The 18,262-nt window shown below is 47.3% G+C and carries 11 protein-coding genes; 9 read left to right on the top strand and 2 right to left on the bottom strand.

Translation table 11 applies throughout. The features are described from left to right. The first annotated feature begins 175 nt into the window (after nt 1-175). The 7 genes from QM717_RS02735 to QM717_RS02705 all read left to right on the top strand — a co-directional run bounded on the left by QM717_RS02735 (nt 176) and on the right by QM717_RS02705 (nt 9,635). A complete protein-coding gene (locus tag QM717_RS02735; RefSeq protein WP_415034588.1) occupies nt 176-742 on the top strand; it encodes a DUF3109 family protein in 567 nt (188 codons plus the stop codon). A gap of 266 nt (nt 743-1,008) precedes the next feature. After that, nucleotides 1,009-1,995 (top strand): ribonucleotide-diphosphate reductase subunit beta, encoded by a 987-nt coding sequence (locus QM717_RS02730; RefSeq protein WP_415034586.1) that lies wholly within the window; start codon nt 1,009-1,011, stop codon nt 1,993-1,995. 222 nt (nt 1,996-2,217) lie between these two features. Next, complete coding sequence (locus QM717_RS02725) at nt 2,218-4,671, top strand: ribonucleoside-diphosphate reductase subunit alpha (RefSeq protein ID WP_415034584.1); 2,454 nt, start codon at nt 2,218-2,220, stop codon at nt 4,669-4,671. Nucleotides 4,672-4,739: 68 nt separating this feature from the next. After that, nucleotides 4,740-5,246: an RDD family protein gene (locus QM717_RS02720; protein ID WP_415034582.1), complete on the top strand. Its 507-nt coding sequence runs from the start codon at nt 4,740-4,742 to the stop codon at nt 5,244-5,246. 7 nt (nt 5,247-5,253) lie between these two features. Beyond that, complete coding sequence (locus QM717_RS02715; RefSeq protein ID WP_415034580.1) at nt 5,254-5,496, top strand: hypothetical protein; 243 nt, start codon at nt 5,254-5,256, stop codon at nt 5,494-5,496. A 15-nt stretch (nt 5,497-5,511) separates the two neighbouring features. Beyond that, nucleotides 5,512-6,855, top strand: coding sequence for a dGTP triphosphohydrolase (gene dgt, locus QM717_RS02710; protein WP_415034916.1), 1,344 nt, complete (start codon nt 5,512-5,514; stop codon nt 6,853-6,855). 74 nt (nt 6,856-6,929) lie between these two features. After that, nucleotides 6,930-9,635 (top strand): T9SS-dependent M36 family metallopeptidase, encoded by a 2,706-nt coding sequence (locus QM717_RS02705; protein WP_415034578.1) that lies wholly within the window; start codon nt 6,930-6,932, stop codon nt 9,633-9,635. Nucleotides 9,636-9,690: 55 nt separating this feature from the next. Here the strand turns inward: QM717_RS02705 and QM717_RS02700 are convergent, their stop codons facing one another. Further along, a complete protein-coding gene (locus QM717_RS02700; protein ID WP_415034576.1) occupies nt 9,691-11,472 on the bottom strand; it encodes a 1-deoxy-D-xylulose-5-phosphate synthase in 1,782 nt (593 codons plus the stop codon). Nucleotides 11,473-11,517: 45 nt separating this feature from the next. Further along, entirely contained in the window at nt 11,518-12,132 is a 615-nt protein-coding gene (locus tag QM717_RS02695) for a hypothetical protein (RefSeq protein WP_415034574.1), read from the bottom strand. Between QM717_RS02695 and QM717_RS02690 the strand changes: the two genes are divergently transcribed. Both QM717_RS02690 and QM717_RS02685 read left to right on the top strand, forming a co-directional pair. Then, entirely contained in the window at nt 12,131-12,574 is a 444-nt protein-coding gene (locus tag QM717_RS02690) for a nucleoside deaminase (protein WP_415034572.1), read from the top strand. The two genes, QM717_RS02695 and QM717_RS02690, sit on opposite strands and share 2 nt — an antisense overlap. A 169-nt stretch (nt 12,575-12,743) precedes the next feature. Then, on the top strand, nt 12,744-18,248 hold the full coding sequence (locus QM717_RS02685; RefSeq protein ID WP_415034570.1) for an alpha-2-macroglobulin family protein: 5,505 nt from the start codon (nt 12,744-12,746) through the stop codon (nt 18,246-18,248). Nucleotides 18,249-18,262: the final 14 nt, after the last annotated feature.

The raw sequence follows: 18,262 nt of genomic DNA, 5'->3' as shown, positions 1-18,262 counted from the left end.
AGCACGAGGAGTCAGATGAAAAACTCACGATGGATGCTATTGGGGTAAGCTCGTCTCGGCCGATGGGAATAAATCGGGCCATAAAATCCTGGTCAGCCACTAAAGGATTAACATACAATTGCACAACGCATTTGTTTAAAAACACTACTTTTGCCGAAATTTACCCTTGTATCCGATGTTTCAACTGGGCAAAACCATCATTTCCGAAGACATTCTTGAAAAAGATTTTGTCTGCAACCTTTCCGCTTGCCATGGCGCCTGCTGTGTAGACGGAGATGCAGGTGCGCCTTTGAATGAACAAGAAACAAAGGTGTTAGAAGATATTTACCCGCAAGTAAAACCATTTCTCCGACCCGAAGGAATTGCCGCTATCGAAGCGCAAGGAACCTGGGTGGTCGGTTCGGACGGTACACTTGAAACGCCGCTGATCGACAGTAAAGATTGTGCCTATGTAATCTTCGACGGCAAAACCGCGCTGTGCGGAATAGAACAGGCGTACAACCAAGGGAAGGTGTCTTGGAAAAAACCCGTTTCTTGCCATTTGTATCCGGTGCGTGTCAAGGATTTCTCTGAATTTGCCGCAGTCAATTATGACCGTTGGGACATCTGTGATGATGCCTGCACTTTGGGAAAGGAGCTCGAGGTTCCGGTTTACAAATTTGTAAAAGAAGCACTCATTCGCAGGTTTGGGCAACAGTGGTATGATGAACTGGAGCAAGTAGCCAACGAACTCAAAAAATAATTTTTCTTCTGCCTGATTCGGCTTTGTTTTTTCAATATTCCAAAAGCCTCTGTTTACGGCACTCTTATTAAATTTAACTTTTTTAAAGTATTGATTTAAAGCAAATTGCGTTTTGATAAAATGCGCATTTCGCCTCGGTTCGTTGTTAAAAACTAGGGGCGATTGTGAATAAGTTTGACTTTCATTTCAGGATTCAAATACCAATCTTTGTAGACGGAAATAAAAGCCAAAAAAGTGTTAAAATTTCCCCCAAACCACACTATAATATGTCAGCAATAGAACCGATTTTACAGGAAAACAAAAACCGTTTTGTCATTTTCCCAATCAAGCACCACGACATCTGGGAATGGTATAAAAAAATGGAAGCCAGTTTTTGGACTGCTGAAGAAATTGACCTTCACCAAGATTTGTCCGACTGGAACAACAAACTCAATGCCGATGAAAAATATTTCATCAAGCACATTCTCGCCTTTTTTGCCGCCTCTGATGGAATCGTAAACGAAAATCTCGCCGAGAATTTCGTCAACGAAGTCCAATATCCCGAAGCCAAGTTTTTCTACGGCTTCCAGATCATGATGGAAAACATTCACAGCGAAACCTACTCGCTTCTGATCGACACCTATGTAAAAGACGAAGCCGAAAAAGACCAGCTTTTCAACGCACTCGAAGTGTTTCCTGCCATCAAGAAGAAAGCCGAATGGGCCTTGAAGTGGATCGAGTCCGATTCGTTTGCCGAAAGGTTGATTGCGTTCGCCGCTGTAGAAGGGATTTTCTTCTCGGGTGCATTTTGCTCAATTTATTGGCTCAAAAAACGCGGACTCATGCCGGGTTTGACGTTCTCTAACGAACTCATTTCTAGGGATGAAGGCGTGCATTGCGATTTCGCCGTGCATTTACACAACCACCACCTGGTTCATAAAGTGCCGACGGCGAGAATCCGCGAAATTATTGTCGAAGCGCTCAATATCGAAAGGGAGTTCATTACCGAATCGTTGCCGGTAAGCTTGATCGGAATGAATGCGAACCTGATGACGCAATACCTCGAATTTGTCACCGACCGTTTGCTCGTGGAATTGGGTTGCGCCAAAGAATACAACGCATCGAATCCTTTCGATTTCATGGACATGATTTCGTTGCAGGGCAAAACGAACTTCTTCGAGAAGCGCGTGGCCGAGTATCAAAAAGCCGGGGTTATGAACAGCAGCCAAGGCAACGACGATTCACAAAAAATCAGCTTCGACGCCGATTTCTAGCAATAAAATCAAGACATAGGAGTTCAATACACCATTTTTGAATTCTGAATTTTCAGATTGCCCGAATGCCTAGCCCCGATTGCGGCGGCATCCTTTTGCGAAGCATGAGCAAAAGATACAGCCAAAAGCGGGACCAAGCTTCAAACAAAACAAAAACAAAACCATTACAATTAACCCGAAGCCAGGGAAGGGATTTCCTGTTTTCACAAAACACTTCTGCTTATGTATGTAGTAAAAAGAGACGGCCACAAAGAGCCGGTCATGTTTGACAAGATTACCGACAGGATCAAAAAATTGTGCTACGGCCTCAACGATCTCGTCGATGCCGTGAAAGTTGCGATGCGCGTCATTGAAGGATTGTATGACGGCGTAACGACTTCGGAACTCGACAATCTCGCTGCCGAAACCGCTGCGGCGATGACCATTGCGCACCCTGATTATGCGCAATTGGCTGCACGTATCGCCATTTCGAACTTGCATAAGAATACCAAAAAATCGTTCTCGGAAACCATGTACGACATGTATCACTACGTCAATCCGAGAACCGGAAAAGAGTCTCCGCTTTTGTCCGAAGAAGTGTTTAAGGTGATTGAAGAAAACGCCGAATTCCTCGACTCTCACGTCATCTACAACCGCGATTTCAACTACGATTACTTCGGTTTCAAGACCTTGGAGCGTTCGTATCTGCTCAAAATCAACGGAAAGATCGTCGAGCGTCCGCAGCACATGCTCATGCGTGTGGCCGTCGGGATCCACTTGAACGATTTGACTGCGGTTATTGAGACCTACGACCTCATGTCGAAAAAATACTTCACGCATGCCACGCCGACCTTGTTCAACGCCGGAACACCAAAGCCACAGATGTCTTCGTGTTTCCTTTTGGCAATGCAGGACGACTCGATCGACGGGATTTATGATACATTGAAACAAACGGCCAAAATCTCGCAATCGGCGGGAGGGATTGGTTTGTCGATCCACAACGTAAGGGCGACGGGTTCTTACATCCGCGGTACGAATGGTACTTCTAACGGAATTGTTCCGATGTTGCGTGTGTTCAATGACACGGCGCGTTATGTGGACCAAGGCGGGGGCAAACGCAAAGGAAGTTTTGCGATTTATATCGAAACCTGGCATGCCGATATTTTTGAATTCCTCGACCTCAGAAAAAACACCGGAAAAGAAGAAATGCGTGCGCGTGATTTGTTCTTGGCGATGTGGACTTCCGATTTGTTCATGAAACGCGTACAGGAAGACGGCAAATGGACCTTGATGTGTCCGAACGAATGTCCAGGATTGTATGAGGTTTATGGCGAAGAATTTGAGAAATTGTACGAATCTTACGAAGCGGCCGGCAAAGGAAGAAAAACCATCGATGCACGCGAATTGTGGGAGAAAATCCTCGAATCGCAAATCGAAACCGGAACACCTTACATGTTGTACAAAGATGCCGCGAACCGCAAATCGAACCAGAAAAACCTCGGGACGATTCGTTCTTCCAATTTGTGTACTGAAATTCTAGAGTACACTTCCAAGGACGAAATCGCCGTATGTAACCTCGCATCGATCTCGTTGCCGATGTTTGTCGAGAATGGCCAATTCAACCACGAATTGTTGTTCAACGTTACCAAGCGTGTGACCAAGAACTTGAACAAAGTCATCGATCGCAATTATTATCCAGTGCCACAGGCCGAGAACTCGAACATGCGTCACCGTCCGGTAGGATTGGGCGTACAAGGTCTGGCCGATGCGTTCATCATGTTGCGTATGCCGTTTACAAGCGACGAAGCCAAACAATTGAACCAGGAAATCTTCGAAACACTTTATTTCGCAGCCGTTACCGCTTCGATGGAAGCCGCCAAGGAAGAAGGGCCGTACTCGACTTTCCAAGGATCGCCGATTTCGCAAGGAGAATTCCAGTACAACCTTTGGGGGTTGAAGGACGAAGACCTGTCAGGTCGTTGGGATTGGGCTTCGCTCAGAAAAGAAGTGTTGGAACACGGTGTCCGCAACTCGCTTTTGGTGGCACCGATGCCGACCGCGTCGACGTCGCAAATTCTCGGAAACAACGAGGCTTTCGAACCGTATACCTCAAACATTTACACGCGTCGCGTATTGTCGGGCGAATTCATCGTTGTCAACAAGCACTTGCTCGAAGACCTCGTCAAACGCGGATTGTGGAACGAAGACCTCAAACAGGAAATCATGCGCCACAACGGTTCGGTACAGAACATCGAACGCATTCCGCAGGATTTGAAAGACTTGTACAAAACCGTTTGGGAAATGTCGATGAAAGACATTATCGACATGTCACGCCAGCGCGGGTACTTCATTGATCAGTCGCAATCGCTCAACTTGTTCATGCAGGACGCCAATTATGCGAAACTGACCTCGATGCATTTCTACGCTTGGCAATCGGGTCTCAAAACGGGCATGTACTATTTGAGAACCAAATCGGCCGTAGACGCGATCAAGTTTACGCTCAACAACGAGAAAAAATCAGAGCCACAACCCGTAGCCGCCGAAGTGGCCGAAGTAGTGGAGACTGCTGCTGCAACGATCACTACGCCAGCCGCGCCGGTATCCGATTCGGAGCCGATCAGCGCAGAAGAATACCGCGCGATGATTGAAGCCGCGCGCGCTTCACAAGGCGACGACTGCGAAATGTGCGGTTCTTAAAATAACTGACCCAATAATCAAGAAACGGCCGTCTGTATAGGGCGGCTGTTTTTTCTTTAAATACTTTTATGGAATCAAAATTTACAGATGTAACCGACAATATGCTTGCGCCGCACGGGCTTCGGATAGCCAATTTGGTTATTGATTACCTCGCCATTACGGGGGTGTCATTTGTGTTTGGCCTCGTCGTCGGGATTATGGGAATGCGTCTGGACGGCAGCATTGAACCCTCATTTCTGGACGAGATGAATAAGCTGCAGGAATACCTGCTCGGGATTGTGATCGCGATGGGTTATTATGCGGGATTTGAATTGCTGACGGGCGGAAGGACACTTGGAAAACTCATTACGGGAACCATAGCCGTTACTGAAAATGGCGAATTGCCGTCTTACCGTACCTTGCTGATCAGGAACCTCTGTAGGTGCATCCCTTTTGATGCATTGAGTTTTTTGGGCAGCCCGTGCAGGGGTTGGCATGATTCCATTTCAAAGACCTGCGTCGTCCGGAAAAAAGTACTCGATGAGCACAAGATGGCTTTTTTGAATGCCATTGAAAACACAAACGAAACAAATTAGGCAAGCTATGACCAAAACAAAAGGGGTTTATGTCGGAAAAATAGAACAGGATGAGAAAGGGAATTACTTCTGCGGACCATACCTGCTTGATTTCAAGACGGTACATGTGGGAAAATTCAAGATCGGCGACGAGGTCAATCTCAAATCGGTAATTGCCAATCCGAGTGATGCGAGCCTTGCGAAATACGAAAAAAAGTCGCGCGATTTTTCCCTGGTCAAAGACAATCCGGATCCCAAAGACCCAAAATAACCCCAACGAAGTATGATGCACTGGGAACAACTTTTATCATTGCGACGCCAAGGCGACAAAGGCAAGCGTTTGCGAAAAGAGCAAGACGACACGCGGCTCGGCTTTGAGGTCGATTATGACCGCATTATTTTTTCCTCGGCTTTCCGGAGCTTGCAGGATAAGACGCAGGTCATCCCGCTTTCCAAAACCGATTTCGTCCATACGCGGTTGACGCACAGTCTCGAGGTTTCGGTGGTCGGGCGCTCGCTCGGACGCTTGGTCGGAAAAAAAATCATCGAGAAATATCCGTATCTGGCCGAAATTCACGGTTACCACATGAACGATTTCGGGGCGATCGTGGCCGCGGCATCGCTCGCGCACGACATCGGGAACCCGCCGTTCGGGCATTCGGGTGAAAAGGCCATCGGCGAGTATTTCAAAATCGGCAACGGGCTGCGGTACAAAGACCAATTGACAGAAAAACAATGGCAGGATTTGGTCGATTTTGAAGGCAATGCCAACGGTTTCTCGGTGCTGACGAGTTCGCGCCCCGGAAACGAAGGCGGATTGCGGATTTCCTATGCGACCCTTGGCGCCTTTATGAAATACCCCAAGGAAAGTTTGCCCAAAAAGCCCACTTCGAACATAGCCGACAAGAAATACGGTTTCTTCCAGAACGACAAGGCATTCTTTTCGGAAGTCGCGGCTGAACTCGGTTTGATTCCCAATAAATCGGGGCCGGACATCGGTTTTGAAAGACACCCGCTCGCGTATCTCGTCGAAGCAGCCGATGATATTTGTTACACCATTATCGATTTTGAGGACGGGATTAACCTCGGGCTGGTTTCAGAAGATTATGCGCTCGAGTATTTGATCAAATTGGTCAAGGACAGCATCGATACGGCCAAGTACAAAACACTCCAGACCAAAGAGGACCGCATCAGTTATTTGCGCGCGCTCGCTATCGGCAGTTTGATCAACGACGCGGTCAATGTCTTTGTGGAAAACGAAGAATTGATTTTACAGGGCAAATTTCCCTACGCCTTGACGGACAAAAGCAAATACAAGGCGCAGATGGACGACATCATCAAGCTCAGTGTCAAGAATATTTACCAGAGCCGCGAAGTCATTGAAAAGGAAATCAAGGGGTATCAAATCATCAATACCTTGCTTGATAAATTCATTACAGCCTACAACAATAATCTTGAAGGCTGCGCGACCAATTACGACAAACTGCTCCTAAAGGTATTGCCCGAAAGACACCAGCTCGAAAGGGAAAATCTGTATGACCGATTGTTGCACATTTGTCATTTCGTATCGCTACTCACCGATGGGAATGCACTCATTTATTACCGCAATATTTTGGGGCATTTGGATTAACCGTTAATGTTTGGCGCAATAGTATGTTTTAACAAAAAATTCACTATGTTTGTCAATCAAAAAATTTATTAATCATGAAAAAAATTACGCTATTAGGTGTTTTTCTGGTTTCTATGGTGGGGTTTGCCCAAACCAATAAGCAGAAAATCCAGACGTATTTCGAAAACAACCGATCGAAGTACGGCTTGAGTGGACAGGACATTTCCGACTTGACCATTCAGAATGAAGTACTTGGATCGGGTACGAAGATTACAAGCTGTTATGTGTCGCAAAGATATAACGGGACTGAAATTTATAATATTCAGGCCAACGTGTCCATCAAGGATGGCCAGGTTTTGCGCGAAAACAACACCTTCATTGCCAATGTCGCACAGAAGGTAAACGCCACTGCACCGGTATTGACCATGTATGAGGCTGCTTCAAGAGCTTACAGCCAATTGGGCATGGGTTCAGATGCTTCATTTACACAAATTGAAAACCTGAACGGCAAAACCATTTTGCTCAGCGATGGAGTACAGGAAGACCCAATCACCGCAAAATTGGTTTACCAGCCTATGGGCAACCAATTGAAATTGGCTTGGGCATTCCAATTCTATACACACGATGCCAAGCACTATTGGTCGGTGAGAATCGATGCGCTCAACGGGCAGGTTCTCGACAAACAAGATTTGACCATCAACTGTACTTTCGGTAACGGCAGACATTCCGAGCACAACCACGGTTTCAACTTCTACGAGGCTGGCTTCAAGAACAGTGCTGAATCGGTATTGGAAGTCAATGCAGGTTCTTACCGCGTAATTCCTTACAACTACACGAGCCCTAACCACAGCCCGTTCCAAGTGATTACTTCTCCAAGCAACGCTTTGGCTTCACCAAACGGATGGCACAACGCCAACGCTATCGGCGGAACCACTGCAGGTTTGATCTTTACTTATTCAAGAGGTAACAACATGTTGGTGCAGGAAGATGCCAACGGTGACAACGGAACTGGTACCAGAGCAGACGGTGGTGCTGAGTTGAACTTCGATTTCAGCTATCCTGGACCAACAGGAATTCCTAACACTTACACGAACGCTTCGATCACCAACTTGTTTTACATGACCAACATCATGCACGACGTTTGGTACCAATATGGTTTCGATGAAGCCAGCGGTAACTTCCAACAAAACAACTTGGGTAGAGGTGGTGTCGTTTCGGCGGCAGGTGATGCTGTTTTCGGCGATGCACAGGATGGTTATTCCCAGACTACACCAACATTGAACAACGCGAACTTTACACCGACAAACGATGGTGTACGTCCGAGAATCCAAATGTTCATGTGGGATTTGGGTGCGCCTCCAACCAACTTTATCATGATCAATTCACCGGCTCCTATCGCTGGACCACGTGCGGCTACAACCAACGTATTCGAAGGGACGGATCAAATTCCGGTACCGGTTGCGCCAAATGGGATTACTGCTGATTTGGTATTGTACACCAACGTACCCAACAATGGAACGGCCCAACACAACAACCCAATCACAATCCACAACGCTTGCTTTCCTGCAACGAATGGTTTCGAATTGAGCGGAAAAATCGCTTTGATCAGAAGAGGAAACTGTAACTTCTCCAACAAAGTGAAGAATGCACAAGACAATGGTGCTTTGGCTGTAATTGTTTACGATACAGTTCCAAACAACCCGGTAAGACTTTCAATGAGTTCTACAGGAATCTTGGGAATCACTATTCCAGCGGTTTTCGTAACCAAGGAAATCGGTGATGCTTTGGCTGCTGAGGTAGCTAACGGACCAGTAAATGCAACTTTGGAAGTACCGGCTGACCTTTACAGATTTGCCGATGGTAGCTTTGACAACGTCGTTATCGGACACGAATACGGACACGGTATCTCTAACCGTCTTGTCGGTGGAGGTTTGGCAGGATGTATGACCAACTACGATCAAATGGGTGAAGGATGGTCTGACTGGTTCGGTTTGATGATGCAAATCAAAGCAGGCGAAACAGGTGTTGAGCCTAGAGAAATTGGAACCTATGTCATCAACCAACCAAACGATGGTTTCGGTTTGCGTGATTTCCCTTACTCAACCGATATGGGCGTCAACCCAAGAACTTTGGTGGATTCGAACTTGCCAATCCCGGCAGACCCTGCTGATACGGCTTACCGTTACAAAATCGGTGAATTCTGGGCTTCATGTCTTTGGGATTTGACTTGGGCTTACGTTGAGAAGTATGGTTTTGATGCCGACATCTACACTGGTACAGGTGGAAACAACAAAGTGATGCGTTTGGTTCTCGATGCTTTGAAACTCGAGAATTGTAATGCCACCAATATCGTAACGGGTAGAGACAATTTGTTCGCTGCTGACCAGGCAACTACTGGCGGTGCCGACTACTGTTTGATTGCTGACGTATTCACCAGGAGAGGTGTTGGTTTGAACGCTTCTGCCGGAAGTGCCAACGACTGCAACGACCAGGTAGAAGACTTTACTGCTTTCCCAGAAGGTCCAAACTGTACCTTGGGCGTGAACTATTTCCAAGCAAAAGACATGTTCCGCGTCTATCCGAACCCTTCAAACGGTACGTTTAACGTTCGCATCAGCCAGTATGTCGGAAAAGTAAGCATGCAGGTAGTTGACATCAACGGAAGAGTCGTTTACAACACCAACAACGAAGATTTCAACGTGGAGAAAACAGTTAACCTGAGCCACTTGCAAACAGGTATGTATGTGTTGAAAGTGAATGGTTCTGAAATCAACTTTACACAGAAACTCATGATCAACTAAGCATTGGTCATCCAAAATAAAAGCCGGTACTCAGTGCCGGCTTTTTTATTTTAATTTATTTCAAAAAGGAATAGGATTTCAATTTTTCGAGCAGGCTTTTGGTATCAAACCCACAAATAGCTTGTAGTTGTTCGACCGTTCCATGTTCCGGGAAATGGTCGCGAATTCCCAAGATTTCGAGCTTGGCCTTGTATCCATTGGCGCTCGCAAATTCAGAGACCGCACTGCCAAAACCACCTTTAACCACGCCATCCTCAACAGTCAGGATGCGCTCAAACTTTTCAAAAATCTGATGGAGTTGGGATTCGTCCAAAGGTTTTACAAAACCAAAATGGTAATGCGCAAAATCGCCCGGATTGTCCAGTGCCTTGAGCGCGGCGGTCACATGATTGGCTACGGTTCCCGTACTTAGGATCGCCGTTTGGTTTCCTTCTTTGAGACAGACCGCTTGGCCGATTGGAACCCGCCGATACGGTTGTTGCCAATCCACCGTCACGCCACGGCCCCTGGGGTAACGGATCGCAATCGGATGCGCCAATCCCAATTGTGCCGTGTACAAAATATTGCGCAAATCGACTTCATCATGCGGTGCATAAATCATCATGTTGGGAATGCAACGCAAATAGGCCAAATCAAAAATACCGTGATGCGTGGCACCATCTTCGCCCACGATTCCCGCCCGGTCCAGGCAAAAAATGACCGGTAGATTTTGCAAAGCCACATCGTGGATCACCTGATCGTACGCGCGTTGCAGAAAAGTCGAATAGATGTTGCAAAACACCACCATGCCCTGTGTGGCCATCCCGGCCGATAAAGTCACGGCGTGTTGTTCGGCAATGCCTACATCGATGGCACGCTCAGGGAAGACATCCATCATGAACTTGAGCGAACTTCCCGACGGCATGGCGGGCGTAATGCCTACAATTTTGTCATTTTTCCGGGCCAAATCCAATACGGTCAAGCCAAAAACATCCTGGTATTTGGGTGGCAAATGCGCCTCCGATTTGGGAATGATTTCCCCGGTAAGCTTGTCAAATTTTCCCGGCGCATGGTATTGCACCTGATTTTCCTCGGCCTGTTGCAACCCTTTTCCTTTGGTGGTGATCAGGTGCAGGAATTTGGGGCCTTTTATCGTTTGTAAGCGCTTTAGTTCTTTGATGATGGCCGAGAGGTCATGGCCGTCGATTGGACCGCTGTAATCGAAATTAAGCGACTTGATCATGTTGTTCTGTTTCGGATTTTTGCCTTCCTTGACCGAAGTCAGGTAATGTTTCAAGGCGCCTACGCTCGGATCGATCCCAATCGCATTGTCGTTCAAGATGACCAGCAAATTGACATCGGTGACCCCGGCATGGTTGAGTCCTTCAAATGCCATCCCCGAGGCAATCGAGGCATCGCCCACGACTGCAATATGATTTTTGGTGTCGTTTCCTTGCAAATGCGAAGCGATTGCCATACCCAAAGCGGCAGAAATCGCCGTCGATGAATGGCCCACACCAAAAGTGTCGTATTCGCTTTCACTGCGCTTTGGAAAGCCCGAAATGCCGCCGAGTTGTCTGTTGGTGTGGAAAATATTTTTCCTTCCGGTCAATATTTTATGCCCGTAGGCTTGGTGCCCGACATCCCAAACGAGTAAATCTTCGGGCGTATTGAACACATAATGCAAAGCGATTGTCAATTCCACCACACCGAGACTAGCGCCCAGATGCCCTTCCTTGACCGAAACGATGTCAATGATAAAATCGCGCAATTCCTTGGCCAGTTGCGGAAGCTGGTCCTCGCGCAAAAGCCTTAAATCGGATGGGTTTTGGATATGTGAAAGTAAATTTTCAGGCATCGGCTGGCAAAAATGTACACAAATTTACGATTTAGTTTTGTTTGCCTAATAATTACTTTCGCTCATTGTAATGGAATCTTTGTAGACTTTGATTTTGGGCATCTTTTTTTCGGGAATCACCATGCCGTAAACAAATTCATCAGTTTTGTCGCATGATGGCTGCGCAACGGTATCAGCTCCGATGTTGCCAAGCACCGGTTTTCCCAACAAGTCTTCATTGGCAGAAGAATCTACAACAATTTCAACTGCGTCGATTGCGCGTTTTTCACCATTCCTATCGGAGCAGCTAAACAATGTGGTTCCCATAGCGACAAACAAGGCAAGCAAAAACATTCGGCTGAAACTCATTTGGGAATGCAATACTTGTCTCGGAATCGAGATGACCAGCCGATCCAGTTGCTGTGTTTCAAACCTGCCGCAAATGCTTTTGTTTTGATGTGCGATAAAGTATTGCTGGATTTGGGGATTGCTCATTTTTGTAAAATCGACTACACATTTAGAACAGTTGTTGCAAAATCGTCCGTTGCTTTTCGGAGCCATGTTTTCCCATTTCTCGGGACAAGGCTCGGGAACTGAAATTTTAAATTGCTCTTGCATGGTGGTTTGTGTTGGTTTCATTCCATAACGCAGTTTGTGATGAAAAGCGTATTTTTGGCACATGGAAAATGTATTTACCGACGAGTACTTCATGAAAAAAGCCTTGCAGGAAGCCGAAATGGCGTTTGAAAAGGGCGAAATTCCCGTCGGGGCTGTAATCGTCGTGAACAACCACGTCATTGCGCGCAGCCACAACCTGACCGAAATGCTCAACGACGTGACCGCGCATGCCGAAATGCAATCGATTACCGCTGCGGCGAATTTCCTCGGCGGCAAATACCTCAAGGATTGTACGCTTTACGTCACGCTCGAACCCTGTCAGATGTGTGCCGGCGCGTTGTATTGGAGCCAAATTTCCAAAATCGTTTTTGGCGCGCGCGACGAGCAACGTGGCTTCATCGCGATGGGAACGCAGTTGCATCCCAAAACGGCCGTAGTCTCGGGTGTGATGGCCACTGAAGCCGCCGATTTGATGCTGCGTTTCTTTGCCCAAAGGCGCAAGTAATCCGCGTTGTTGCGGACCTTCTTTTATCGCGAATTTTCTTTATAAAAGATTCGGAAAAAATACCTTACTTTTAATACAATATAAAAATCGGTTTCGCAGTTATGGCAGAAATCCGGATGTTGAAATGCATTTGGATCGCCACGTTCTGTAACCATAAACTCTTGATACGATGAAAACAAAGGGAATAATTTTCGTGTTTTTCACTTTTTTGGTATTCCAGGCTTGCAACAAAAAAACGGCAGCCGAATTCAATTCAGATTTTTCCTTATTCAAACAGTACATCACGAGTTTTACGGCGGGCATCGTCCCGGCGCGATCGGACATCCGTGTGGTGCTGGCGTTCAATAAATCCGAATGGAAAGCCAACCAGCCACTCGACAATGAGCTGTTCAGCATTTCGCCTTCGGTCGATGGGAAAGTGGTCGCGCTTTCGGGCAACACGGTGGCGTTCATTCCCGAAAACAAACTGGACCAGAATACCGAATACCAAGTAACCTTCCACCTGTCCAAAATTGTCAAAGTGCCTGAAAAACTCAACGATTTCAACTTCTCGCTCAAGACAATCAAACAAGATTTTACGATTACGACCAACGACGTGCAATCGTACAGCAAAGATTTCCAATACCTCAATTGTACGCTCAAATCGGCCGACGAACTCGATTTGGCTACGGCGCAAAAACTGGTTTCGGCCACGCAGAAAGACCAAAAGCTCAAGATCAAATTCGACAAGACCTTGAGTTCGAAAACCGAATTCCGTTTTGTCGTCGACAGCATCAAACGCCATGTCGAAGATTCCGAAATCGAAATCGCCTACGACGGCAATGATTGCGGCATCGACCAAAAGGGCCTCATCAAATTCCCGATAGCGGGCAAATCGAATTTCAAGATCATCGATGTGGTCGTGCCTGACGACAGCAACCAAAGCTTGCTCGTCAATTTTTCGGATCCGTTGCAGAAAGGCCAAAACTTCAATGGGCTTGTAGCTGTTGAAACTGCCGAAAACCTCAAGTTCGCCACACAGGGCAACGTACTCAAGGTGTTTTTCGAACAACCGCTCAAAGGCAATTTGCTGCTCGAGGTTTTCGAAGGCATCGAAAGCGAGGAAGGCTATAAAATGAAAAAGGGGTTCGCGACCAAAGTATCGTTCGAGCAAATCAAACCCAATGTGCGGCTGATGAGAAACGGGACCATTTTGCCGAGTTCGAGCAACCTCAAACTCAATTTCGAGGCGGTCAACCTCAAGGCGGTCGATGTTAAGGTCTACAAGATTTACAAGAACAATATCCTGCAATTCCTGCAGGAAAATGAAATCAACGGGGCACGCAACCTGCGTCAGGTGGCACAACCGGTGGCCAAACGCGTGTTGAATCTACAAGGCAATTCGCTGACCAAGCTTGACAAATGGAACACTTTTGCACTCGATTTGGCCAAGATCATCACGCCCGATCCGGGGGCGATTTACCGCGTCGAATTCGAATTCAAAAAGAAATATTCGCTTTACAAATGCGACTCGACCGAACCCGATGAAGACACCGAGGAACCGGAAGATCCCGATGAAAACGATGTCAATTACAGCGGCGATTATTACGACGATTATTACTATGATGATTATGAATGGCGCGAACGCCAGGATCCGTGTACGAACTCGTATTATTACAACACCAAGATTGCGACGAATGTTTTGGCTTCGGACCTCGGCGTGATTGCCAAACGCGGGGAAAACAAATCGTATTTCTTTGCCGTCAATAACCTGTTGACGACCGAACCCGTGGGCGGTGCACAGATTGACCTGTACAGTTTCCAAAAACAGAAATTGGCATCTTCCAAAACCGATGCTTCGGGGACGGCTTATTTCAAGCTCGACAAGTTTGCCTATTTCGCGATTGTGACGCAGGGCCAGCAAACCACTTATATGAAGCTCGATGACGGGACTTCGCTATCGGTTTCCAATTTCGATGTATCGGGCGAAACGTTGCAGAAAGGGCTCAAAGGATACATTTATGGGGAACGCGGGGTGTGGCGTCCGGGTGATAATCTGTACCTGTCTTTTATCTTGAACGATGCGGCGAATCGATTGCCCAAAGCACACCCGATTAAATTCCGACTTTCGGATCCGAATGGCAAAGTCGTCTACCAGAAAATCGTCAAATCAAACGACCTCAATCATTATGCATTCGTCGTGCCGACCAATGCCGATGCGCCGACCGGAAGCTGGGAGGCGATGGTCAATCTTGGTGGGGCGCGTTTCTACAAGAACATCAAGATCGAAACCATCAAACCGAACCGACTGCGGATCAAGAATTCATTCAACAAAACCATCCTGACTTCGGCTTCGCCAAGCGTTGCCAATCTAGAAGTGACCTGGCTGCACGGTGCCATCGCGAAGAACCTGAAGGCCGATATGACGGCCAAGTTTTCGCAACAATCGACGACTTTTAAAAACTATCCCAAGTATGTGTTTGACGATTTGGTCCGCAAATTCGGCACCGAGGAAATCAATGTGTTTTCCGGACGAATCAATGAAAACGGCAAGGCTTCTGTCAGTATCGAACCCCAACTCGAAAACGAAGCACTAGGTATGCTTAAGGCGGCATTTGTGACCAAAGTCTACGAAGAAGGCGGCGATTTCAGCACCGATGTGATGAGCACTACCTATTCGCCGTACAAGACCTACGTTGGGCTTAAATCGGCAGAACCCAATAAATATGGCATGCTCGAAACGCGCAAGATGAACCGTTTCGATATTGTGACTGTCGACGAAAATGGCAGGCCGAAACCGGTCAACGGACTCGAGGTCAAGGTATACAAGGTCGAATGGCGTTGGTGGTGGGATGCTTCCGAGGACAATTTGTCGAATTACAACGCGGCCAACGGTACTATCGCATTCAAAAGTTTTATCGTTAATACGGATGCGTCGGGCAGGGGTGCTGTCCAATTTTCGGTAACCGATGAACAATGGGGCAGGTACATGGTTCGCGTCATTGACCCCAATGGCGGACATGCCACTGCCGAAACGGTTCTCATCGACTGGCCATATTGGTCCGGCAAAACGAGGAATACCGATGCGTCTTCGGCCAATATGCTCGTGTTTTCGACTGATAAAAAGAATTATGCGGTAGGCGAGAAGGCACAGGTTTCGTTTCCGTCGAGCGAAGGCGGGCGTGCGTTGATTTCGATTGAAAACGGCTCCAAAGTCGTCAAGGCACTTTGGGTCAAAACCGTCAAAGGAGAAACCAAGGTCGATGTGCCAATCGTTCCCGAAATGGCGCCGAATGTCTATTTCAACATTACTTTGCTGCAACCGCATGCCAATACAAAAAACGATTCGCCGATTCGTATGTATGGTATAGTACCTATAGAGGTAGTCGATAAAAACACTATTTTAAAACCCAAAATTTCGATGCCCGATGTACTCAAACCCGAGCAGCCTTTTAGCCTCAAGGTCAGCGAAGAATCGGGTAGGCGGATGACTTATACGATTGCCGTCGTCGACGAAGGTTTGCTTGACCTGACACGTTTCAAGACGCCTAATGCCTGGGACAGTTTCTATGTCCGGGAGGCGCTGGGTGTGAAAACCTGGGACATTTACGACGACGTGGTTGGTGCCTATGGCGGTAAAATCAACCAGATTTTCAGTATCGGGGGTGACCAGGATTTGGGCGGTGGGAAAGCCAAAAAAGCCAACCGTTTCAAACCTGTTGTGATTTATCTCGGTCCTTTTGTTTTAGAAAAAGGCCAAACCAAAGTCCACAAATTACAATTGCCAAAATATGTCGGTTCGGTCCGTACGATGATCGTGGCCGCCGATGCAAATACCAGTGCTTACGGAAATGCCGAAAAAGCCACGCCGGTCAAGAGTCCGCTGATGGTTTTGGCATCGGTACCGCGTAAAATTTCCCCTTCTGAAAAAGTCACGATTCCTGTAACCGTGTTTGCGATGGAAAACGGCATCCGCAATGTCAATGTCCAAATCAAGACCAATAACGGACTCAGGGTCATTGGGAATGCCTCACAAAACCTGTCTTTCACGCAACCTGATGAAAAATTGGCTTATTTCAATTTGGCCGTTGGGGGCGCGACGGGTATCGGAAAAATACAGGTCGTCGCGACTTCGGGTGGACAAAAGTCAACCTATGAGGTCGAGATCGACATGACCAACCCGAATCCGATCACCCATACATTCAAAGATGTCATCCTCGAACCCAACAGCAGCAAAACCCTGTCATGGGAAACCTTCGGTGTGGCCGGAAGCAACAGCGCGCGACTGGAAGTTTCATCCATCCCGACCATCGATTTCAACCGCAGGCTCCAATATTTGATTACCTATCCGCACGGTTGTGTCGAACAGACGACTTCATCGGTATTTCCGCAGTTGTTTTTGGGTGACGTGGCCGATATTACGGGTGAACGCCAAACGCAAATCCAGAAGAATATTACCGCAGGGATCAACCGTTTGGGCGGGTTCCAATTGGCCAACGGCGGTTTTGTCTATTGGCCAGGCAATACCTATGCCGACGATTGGGGCAGTTCTTATGCCGGGCATTTCATGATCGAGGCCGAGAGAAAAGGGTATGTGTTGCCCATCGGTTTTAAAACCAAATGGATTGCCTACCAGCAGAAAGAAGCCAAAACCTGGCGTTTCTACCCGCAATACGGCAATGATTTGGCGCAGGCGTACCGTTTGTATACCTTGGCTTTGGCCGGATCGCCTGACTTGTCGTCGATGAACCGTTTGCGCGAAACCGCCAACATTTCGAATGAGAGCAAGTTGCGGTTGGCGGCGGCTTATGCCTTGGCTGGACAAAAATCGGCTGGGGAGCTGTTACTGGCCAAAAGTGTGATTGACCAGGAATACCAACCGAACGGTTATTACTATTATTACGGATCTTCGGATCGGAATCGGGCAATGACTTTGGAAACCTTGGTGTTGTTGGGTCAAAAACAAAAGGCATTTGCCATGGCCCTTAAATTAGCCAAAAGCTTATCGGCCGATCAATGGATGAGTACGCAAACGACAGCTTATGGTTTGTATGCGATGTCGAAATTTGCCAAAGATAATGGCAGCAAGGGAATAGATGTTGATTACATTAAAGATGGAAAGGCCGTTCAATTGGTCAGCGGCAAAGCATTGGCGGACCGAAATCTTGCAGTCAAAAACGGCGGCAATACCGTAACGATCAAAAACAACAAGAACAATACGGTTTATGTCCGTGTACTCCATTCGGGAATCCTGCCCATAGGCAAAGAGCAGCCGTACCAAAGCAATATCGCTGCTGGAGTTGTATTCAAAAACCGGAAAGGCGAGATCATCAATGTCGGCAAGATGGCCCAGGGAACCGAATTCATCGCCGAGGTCACGATCAAAAACCAAAGGAGCGAACGCGTCGAAAATGTCGCGATGACCCAAATCCTGCCTTCGGGCTTCGAGATCGTCAATACACGCTTTACGGATTACGGCGATGCGCTCAACAACACCGCCGATTACATCGACATACGCGACGACCGTACGAATTTTTATTTCCCGCTCAAGGCCAATGAAACCAAAACCTTCCGGGTGTTGCTCAATGCATCATACCTCGGTGTTTATTATTTGCCGGGGCTGCAATGCGAAGCCATGTATGACCATTCCTATCTCGCACGCACCAAGGGGCAATGGGTTGAAATAATAAAGTAATTTAACCACTTTGT

It is taken from the genome of Flavobacterium sp., assembly GCF_047602195.1.
Taxonomy (GTDB): Bacteria; Bacteroidota; Bacteroidia; order Flavobacteriales; family Flavobacteriaceae; genus Flavobacterium.
This window is presented reverse-complemented; position numbering and strand designations above follow the sequence as displayed.